The organism is Roseofilum acuticapitatum BLCC-M154, from assembly GCF_030068475.1.
Lineage (GTDB): Bacteria > Cyanobacteriota > Cyanobacteriia > Cyanobacteriales > Desertifilaceae > Roseofilum > Roseofilum acuticapitatum.
Genome location: NZ_JAQOSP010000135.1, coordinates 1 through 8,173 on the forward strand (window position 1 = coordinate 1; position 8,173 = coordinate 8,173).

An 8,173-nucleotide genomic window follows, 5' to 3' on the forward strand; every position below is an offset into this window, starting at 1 on the left:
AGGGAGCAAGATGCTCCCACTCCAGTCAGATCAAAGAATTCGAGGAGTGCGGGCATCTTGCCCGCTTCTTAACCAATTTTCATGTCCGCTTGCGGAAACCGGACTTGATATGACCCATGAAAAGAGAGAAAAGAAATTAAATGCGATCGGGGTCGATGTTGAGTTCGCGCAGTTTAGCAGCTAGGCGATCGGCTCTTTGAGTTTGTTGGTCGGCCACTTCTTCCGGTGTCAAAAGCAACTCACCCTGGGCTGTGAAGAAGCGCAGTTGGCGATCGCGCCTTCCCAAATATAATTCTAATTCCTGGCTCCACAAGTATCCTGACTCATTGGCAGCGATCGGTTCATATCTACCACGCTTCAACACAAATCCCTCTAACTCTAAGGTTTCTAGGTCAAACCAGAAATATTGTAGCGCTCTAAAAATGTCTTCATAAAGCTCTTTTTTCAATTGGCGATCGGCTGATGAAGTGTTCTGCGAGAAGATTTCCACAACCACATGGGGATATGTTCCATCTTCCTCCCAAACAACCCAACTTTTGCGCGGTTTTCTCTCCGTTTTCAGGGCAACAAAGAAATCCGGGCTGCGCCAGTCTCCTGATTCGATTTGTTGGCGACTATAGTAGACCGAGAGATTACCCGCAACGTAGAAATCTTGGCGATCGCGCCAATGTCTTTCTAAAGATTGAATTAAGAGGATAACTTGTTTTAGATGCAGGTCGCTGTCCATGGGAGGTTCATTGCTATAAAGGTCACCAGGGGGGAAGATAATTTCTTCTTCCGATTCGGTATTGGAGAAGAGGTTGGATAAAGCAGTCATGACAAAAAATAGAGGAATTAGAGCGTGTCGGGATCGATGTTCAGTTCTCTGAGTTTAGCCGCTAGGCGAGCAGCTCGTTGAGCTTCTGTATCGGCTCGTTGAGCTTCTCGGTCAGCCACTTCATCCGGTGTCAAAATCAACTCACCGTCAACGTTGAAAAAGCGCAGTTTGCGATCGCAGATGCCTAAATACAATCCGAGTTCTTGACTCCATAAGTATCCCGACGGGTTGGGAGCGATCGCCTGATATTGACCCCCAACCATAACGAATCCTTCAAACTCTAAAGTATCGGGGTCAAACCAGAAATATTCCGCCGTCCTAAACGTATTTTCATAAATCTGTTTTTTCAATCCCCGATCTACCGATGCCGTGTTTTTGGATAAAATTTCCACAATCACGTCGGGATATTTTCCATTTTCCTCCCAAACCGTCCAACTTTTGCGGGGTTTGCGCTCTGTTCCCAGAACGACGAAGAAATCGGGGCCGCGAAAGTCTTCTGATTTGACTTGTCGGGGACTATAGTAAATGGTGAGATTACCGGCTGCATAGAAATCTTGGCGTGAGCGCCAAAGTCTTTCTAAGCATTGAATCAAGAGGATAATTTGTCTGAGGTGCAGTTCACTTTCCACAGGAGGTTCGTCACTATAAAGGTCACCAGGGGGGAAGAGGATCTCTTCTTCTAGGGTTTCGGGATTGGATACTAGGGTTGGGGAAACAGTCATGGCGGTAAAAAATAGAGGGACTAGGGCGCGATCGCTATCAAGAGAAGTTGCAGTATACTTATTTATAATAGCTAAACTCTGAATGAGTCACAGACAAGATATTGGATCTTATTATAACGAATCATTAATTAATTTTTACTTCATTCAGAAGCTTTTGAATTAATGGACGATAAATAGTATTATCCAGATGCTCTAAATACCAAGTTTCATAATCACCAATAATATTCAGATGCTCTTCGATTTGTCTGGCTTCTTCTAGCAGTACCCATAAGTTATGGGTAGCTCGATTATAAAATCCATAGCCTCCACTGGCTCTTAATCCTTCTAAGCCATATTGTTGACAAGCAGGACATTGACAAGTTTGCAGTTTTTCTTCTTCTTCCTGACTCAGATATCGACCTCTCCAGTTCCCTAACTGTGCTACGATACGATCGCCTGTTCCAGGAAGTTGGATTAAACCTCTAGCTGCACGGTTACGCCATCCACTAGAATCAACCGAATTAATGCCTAGTAATGCGGCAATATGTAAGGTGGACGTTCCTCCGATGCCAAAAACATGCAGCTTTTTATCCTTAAATTGCTGCCGAAAACTGACCAAACCATGAATAATTTTTTCATGGGAAATAGCTTTAGGAGCGCGGAGTAAGTTGGGGACAATTCCACCTAAAGCAATGTCTGTTTTTTTCTTGAACGCTTTACTACTCAGAATTTTTTCAATATATTGTTCTAAGAATTGGCTAATATGAACAACAGGGACATAGTTACCTTGATAGTGCCGAAAGTTCATGTTCATGGTTTTTTGAAAACACTGTTCCTGTTCCTTTAATGTCATTTGAGGTATGGGGATAAAGTCTTGAGGAATAGGATACCAATCTGGATGAGCTGCTTTGACAAACTCTCGATATTCTTCAACGGGAAGTTCTTGATGGTTTTTGATAAATGAAAATGCACCGTTATCTAGATACACTTTTGTGGTTTTAGGGATGGAAAAATGTTCATGTAATCCCTTTTCCATAACTTGCTGTCTTTGTCTACGCATTTTATGAAAGTCAGCATAGGAAATCATCACCGCTTGTAACTCTTTGATGTAATAGGGTGAGGTGGTATCCCAGACACGGGGTTTGATGCCTTTTAAGCCAAATCCAGCTACAATTTGCAAAACTTTTATACCATTTTTTCAATTAAAGATTGATATTTAGATAGTAATTGATGTTTTACATTTTGAGTTAACCACTTACCGACATCTTTAGAATAAGTATGAGATTGTTGTGTTACAGATGGAATCAAGTAAGTAATAGCTTCATCGCTCATAAAAGAATGATCTTCATCAACTGCAAAGCTACAGTATTTTATAGCTGTTAATATCTGAGCAGCTATCATTTCAATATCTTTATTGTTTGCCGAGAAGAATTCATAACGAGGTAATAATTTATTAGGGCTTTTAGAATGTCCAATAAAAAACATATAAGTATGAAATTTTTTACATAAATCCTTATAAGGTGCTATATCAATACCACTTTTTTCATCGTCAATTCTTTGACGATATCGGTTAAAATATGATTCGTCTAACGCTTTCAAGTTTGCCTTTTCATTTAAAGTTGCTCTGGTTGTAAATGATCTACGAATTAAACAAGTACATATAGCCTTTTTTAAACCATTATCAAAACAATCTGGAGAAGATAACAATAATGTCATTGCTTGTCCATCAGTTAAACTATAATTTCCTGTTTCCCAATGTGTATCTATGTGTTTTGCAATGTACCAATCTAAAACAGAACTGTATATTTTTAAACGAACATTTTTGGAAACTCCACAATAAATTCTATTAAAATCTCTAGCAGAGTTTACACATTTTAGTAATTCTTTAATAGCTTTTCTAGTAAATTCACCTCGTCTATTATCAATTATATAATTATCTAAATAAGCATCTTGTGGAAATAAACTACCATCTCTAAGGATAATGTTAGGACAATCTCTATCCGCATTCAATAAATATTCATGATCAAAAATATATTGACCTACATCCATAGCTGAAGCAGTACAGCGATGAAAATCTTCTGGCTCTAATTCATCTTGGTAAGATGGATCAATTAACATCCATTGAAGTAAATCTTGAGTTGGTTGTGGATTAAACCGACCTTGATCAAATATAGCCTTGCCATTGCTTACTCTAACAATTGCACCCGCAGCATTGTTTAATAAAAAGGGTACAGTCCGATTAAAAAAACGAGCAGGATACGGAACTGAACTACGATGCTGACTTACATCCGAAGATCCTATTAAAAAATCACCGTTATTCCATAAACTATCATCACTTTCAATCGAATTTAGAAAATATCTTCCTACAATATGAGTCTCCAGGTGTCGTTGCACTAATTCTTTATTTAATTCAACTTTCCACTGATGGCCTCCTTTTGGAGGAGGAGTAATATTAACTTCTTCCTTCGTCATTCCAAAGCCACGAATAGCCACTTGCTTTAGCAAATTTGCTAACCGCTCTGATTGATTTGAACTGTGCTTAATTTGTTCTCTCAAATCCTGAAAAAACTCAAGATATAATTCTCTGGGATCTTTTTGTGATAAGCGTTCTCTCGCGGTTTGAATAGTGGTTTCCCATTGATCTTGAGCTTTAACTAATTTGCTCATGTACTCAAGGGTTTGCTCTAATGGATCGTGATTTTTCAATCTATCATAACTATTGATTTGTTCACGATTCAAAATTTGAGAGCTGTCCGGGTTAAAAATCTCATCAAAATTCATTTCTAATTGTATATAATTTGAGTTGATATCGCTGGATTTTTTCTTGCGAGACATTTTACTGATTCTCTTCTTTCAATGCAGTAATTTTATCAATCCAATCATCTTGCATTTCTTGGAAAATATCAGGAGTTTTACCCCCTTCAGAATCTGGAGTAGTCCGTTGTCTAATTTTGACAGGAATTGTATGTTTCAAGCTTTCGTAAGTTCCGGAAATCAAGCAAGTTCCTTGTGGCATTTTGGGTAAAGCTCTTAACATTTCATCAGTAGCATCTGCTTTTACACCCTTAATAGCATCTAGCTGATCGGGTTCTAATGCAAAAACCAATCTAGTATTACATTGACGAATTACACTTTTATCAATGTCAACAGGACTTTGAGTCATTAACACCATACAAATCCCATGATGTCTGCCTATCCTTACCCCTTCTCGAATAATCTGCTTACAAGGGCTTTTTTCTCCTTGTGGTACAAACAAATGAGCTTCATCAACTACTGCTACATAAGGAGGAATTTGATTATGAAGACGTAGAATTTGAAGTTCTCTTAGTACCGCAGTAGCAATTGATTGAAGTTGAGAAGCAGTTAAACGCTTACAGTCAATGGCCAAACAAGGACTCATAAATGTACACCAATCCCCTTTACTAATTCCATTACCAAATATTGGATCACGTCTTAAAGCACGGGTCCGACTAATAGCCATTTTAATACTACTATTAGAATTGGTAAGAATAGGGCCAACTGTTTCCATTCGTTCTAGTAAATCATCAATGGAAAATTCTGCAATATTATTGGATAATCGCTCAACTTGTAACTCGCCAAAAGCACGAGCGGCTATATCTCTTTGTAATTCAGTGGTTGCACTAGGCAATAATGTTAACAGTTCATTCTCGGTTAAAGATGATATGCGAATAGTAAAATCTTCACCAGGTCTCTTAACAGTACCTCTTGATTTTTTAACAAACTCTGAATATTCATCCTGAGTATCAATGAAAATCACTGGTAAATCATGTTTCATTAATTCTTCTGCAACAACTCCCATGGCATAACTTTTACCGCTTCCAGTAGTTCCTCCAATAAAAAAATGCCTTTGAATTGATGATTTTTTAAGAATTATATCTGTAGTAACTCCTCCTACAGTTTCCCCTAAATGCAAACCTTCTTTTTTATCAGTTTCGAGTCCTAAAACACGAACCACTTCACTAGAGTCAGCAATAAAAACTTCAGAACCTGAATTCGGCAAATTTTGAGGTGATCTAATTTCTTTTCCGATAATTTCCTCGATTAAATCAGCTTCAACTAACCGATAGATATCTGTACTATGTTCTTCTGGCATAGATGGAGTAGGAAGATGTAAGTTGTCACCAACTGTTACAGCAGCTACACTTTTATTTGGGTTACTTTCATAACCACTTCGGATACGTCCAATTAAAATTGTTTTTTCATCTTCTCTGGAAGCATCCATTTTTACCAATGTGCCAGGTTTCACATCTTTCCCAGCTTTTAATTTAATCCGGACTGTCTCAAACGTTGGTGTTTCTTGATCTGAAATGACGGTTCCTATGGGATAAGACTTCTTTTTCATGCAAAAACCCTGTTTTTATAAATCACAATAAACTGGAATGCCAAGTTGTCGCAAAAGTCGCCGAGCAGCTTGGGAGTGAAAGGAACTTACGGGGAACCCGGTTAATTGACTAACCAACCATTTGGGAGAAATCCTTTGATCGTCAATCAAAATATACCATGTCTGATAATTATAGGGTTTTCCTTTTCCTTGTGCCAAAGCTTGACGGGCAACTTCAGAAAAATTTACATCCGCTAACTTTAGCTCAACTCCTTTGAAATAGACTGTAGCTGGAGTCTGTTCATTAATTACTGGTTCTAAAAATTGCAAAGACTCACCATAGAGCCACTGGCGTAATACCGACAGTTTTCTTCCTAGGGTTCTAGTAGCAAGGGTTACATCAACAGAAACAGGAATAATTTGACCATAGCCTTCAAGTGCTTTTAAATACTTTTTTGTCACACAAATCAGTAATCTATGATAATCATGAACTTTGAGAGTCGCTTCCAAATGCGTAACAATGGATGAGTTTAACTCTAACGCTCGCGCTTGGGTCATCTTCTGGTCATAATCAGGAATTAACTGATCGCCAGAAATCAAGCCAAATTTCCCAGAGAGAACATAGATATCTAAACTTGGATCAGGCTGTTCTTTCAAAAAACGCCGTACAACTCGAAAAGCTGGCCCATCATAGCGCTCAAGAGCAGGTAAGGCTTCTGCTTGCGATCGCTTCGCCTGAGAACAGGATAAAATCAATAAACGGCGACTTGTCATCAAATCCTCAACTGTATTCAATAGGGATACTTGAATTTTTCAGATCAGTTTATAGTTCATTTAGCATTTCAATATCAACAAAATCATTTTTAATTTTTAATTTTTAATTGCCTTGTTCTCTGGGGTACTCCTTGTTATAGTTTAAGCAAAATGTCTACCGCCCGTTTGTCCTTGACTATGCTCTCTGAAATCCAAGACCTCACCGCTCGCATCACTCCCCGACTGATTGAAATTCGTCGCCATCTCCATGCTCATCCCGAACTGAGCGGCCAAGAACGGCAAACAGCCGCCTATGTTGCTGGGGTGCTGTCTTCTGCCGGATTGCATGTTAAAGAAGATGTAGGCAAAACCGGGGTGATTGGTGAATTACCAGGAGCAGAAACGGGGGCCGGATGTTTGGCCATTCGCACCGATATGGATGCGCTCCCCATTCATGAATCTACTGATTTAGAGTTTGCCTCTCGCCAAACCGGAGTCATGCACGCTTGTGGCCATGATGTGCATACGACCCTAGGGTTAGGTACGGCCATGGTCTTATCTCAGTTGGGTCTATCTCTACCGGGTACGGTGCGGTTTATTTTTCAACCGGCGGAGGAGGTGGCCCAAGGGGCGGGCTGGATGGTCGATGAAGGGGCGATGGAGGATGTGGAGGGCATTTTAGGGGTTCATGTCTATCCCACCATTCCTGCTGGCTCAATTGGGGTGCGCTATGGAGCTTTGACGGCGGCGGCTGATGAAATCGAATTGACGATTATGGGAGAATCGGGCCATGGGGCTAGACCTCATGAGGCGAAAGATGCGATTTGGATTGCGGCCCAGATTATTACCAGCTTGCAACAAGCCATTAGTCGGACTCAAAATCCCTTGCGTCCGGTGGTGTTGTCTTTTGGTCAAATTAGTGGCGGTCGGGCCCATAATGTGATTGCCGATCGCGTACAATTAACGGGAACGGTGCGATCGCTCCATCCGGAAACCAGTGCCCAGTTACCCCAATGGATCGAAGGCATCGTTAAGAGTATTTGCGACTGCTATGGAGCGACCTATGAATTTAGCTATCGCCGCTTGGTTCCTTCGGTGCAAAATGATATGAAAATCACTAAGTTGATTGAAAAAGCGGCGAAAGAAGCATTAGGGAGCGATCGCGTCATTAATCTGCTTGAACCGTCTTTGGGTGCTGAAGATTTTTCCCTCTATTTAGACCATGCTCCCGGTAGCATGTTTCGGTTAGGAGTCGCCCATGCCCATAAAACCAACTATCCCCTCCATCATCCCAAATTTGAAGTCGATGAGAGCGCTATTGCCGTGGGTGTCGTTACCTTAGCCTATGCTGCTGCCCTCTATTGGCAAAAACAGTCAAGATAGTCCAGCCCTGCTGGTTTTTACGCAAATCAGAAACTGATATCAAGTTCGCTTATTCATGTCCGCGAAGCGGAAATACCCTAATTAAAAATCCAGGGAGCAAGATGCTCCCACTCCAGTCAGATCAAAGAATTCGAGGAGTGCGGGCATCTTGCCCGCTTCTTAACAAATTTTCATGTC

At 40.4% G+C, this 8,173-nt stretch carries 7 protein-coding genes; 1 reads left to right on the forward strand and 6 read right to left on the reverse strand.

Features of this window, described 5'->3' with window-relative positions; genetic code table 11:
• Nucleotides 1–136: 136 nt before the first annotated feature.
• The 6 genes from PMG71_RS21295 to PMG71_RS21320 form a co-directional block, all read right to left on the reverse strand.
• Nucleotides 137–817, reverse strand: coding sequence for a Uma2 family endonuclease (locus PMG71_RS21295; protein WP_283755745.1), 681 nt, complete (start codon nucleotides 815–817; stop codon nucleotides 137–139).
• A gap of 17 nt (nucleotides 818–834) precedes the next feature.
• A complete protein-coding gene (locus PMG71_RS21300; protein WP_283755746.1) occupies nucleotides 835–1,539 on the reverse strand; it encodes a Uma2 family endonuclease in 705 nt (234 codons plus the stop codon).
• 124 nt (nucleotides 1,540–1,663) lie between these two features.
• Nucleotides 1,664–2,698 carry a tRNA guanosine transglycosylase family protein gene (locus PMG71_RS21305; RefSeq protein WP_283755747.1) on the reverse strand — a complete coding sequence of 345 codons (1,035 nt, stop codon included), beginning with the start codon at nucleotides 2,696–2,698 and terminating at the stop codon, nucleotides 1,664–1,666.
• A 5-nt stretch (nucleotides 2,699–2,703) separates the two neighbouring features.
• Nucleotides 2,704–4,353 carry a hypothetical protein gene (locus PMG71_RS21310; RefSeq protein WP_283755748.1) on the reverse strand — a complete coding sequence of 550 codons (1,650 nt, stop codon included), beginning with the start codon at nucleotides 4,351–4,353 and terminating at the stop codon, nucleotides 2,704–2,706.
• A gap of 1 nt (nucleotide 4,354) precedes the next feature.
• Entirely contained in the window at nucleotides 4,355–5,881 is a 1,527-nt protein-coding gene (locus tag PMG71_RS21315) for an ATP-binding protein (RefSeq protein ID WP_283755749.1), read from the reverse strand.
• A 15-nt stretch (nucleotides 5,882–5,896) separates the two neighbouring features.
• Nucleotides 5,897–6,634, reverse strand: coding sequence for a DUF6884 domain-containing protein (locus PMG71_RS21320; protein ID WP_283755750.1), 738 nt, complete (start codon nucleotides 6,632–6,634; stop codon nucleotides 5,897–5,899).
• Nucleotides 6,635–6,811: 177 nt separating this feature from the next.
• Here PMG71_RS21320 and PMG71_RS21325 point away from each other — a divergent pair, with 177 nt between their 5' ends.
• Complete coding sequence (locus PMG71_RS21325) at nucleotides 6,812–7,996, forward strand: M20 family metallopeptidase (protein ID WP_347179359.1); 1,185 nt, start codon at nucleotides 6,812–6,814, stop codon at nucleotides 7,994–7,996.
• The last annotated feature ends 177 nt before the right edge of the window (nucleotides 7,997–8,173 follow it).

Coding starts and splice junctions, on each gene's coding strand:
- PMG71_RS21295 (WP_283755745.1), bottom strand. CDS start 817: ATGACTGCTTTATCCAACCTCTTCTCCAATACCGAATCGGAAGAAGAA.
- PMG71_RS21300 (WP_283755746.1), bottom strand. CDS start 1,539: ATGACTGTTTCCCCAACCCTAGTATCCAATCCCGAAACCCTAGAAGAA.
- PMG71_RS21310 (WP_283755748.1), bottom strand. CDS start 4,353: ATGTCTCGCAAGAAAAAATCCAGCGATATCAACTCAAATTATATACAA.
- PMG71_RS21315 (WP_283755749.1), bottom strand. CDS start 5,881: ATGAAAAAGAAGTCTTATCCCATAGGAACCGTCATTTCAGATCAAGAA.
- PMG71_RS21320 (WP_283755750.1), bottom strand. CDS start 6,634: ATGACAAGTCGCCGTTTATTGATTTTATCCTGTTCTCAGGCGAAGCGA.
- PMG71_RS21325 (WP_347179359.1), top strand. CDS start 6,812: ATGCTCTCTGAAATCCAAGACCTCACCGCTCGCATCACTCCCCGACTG.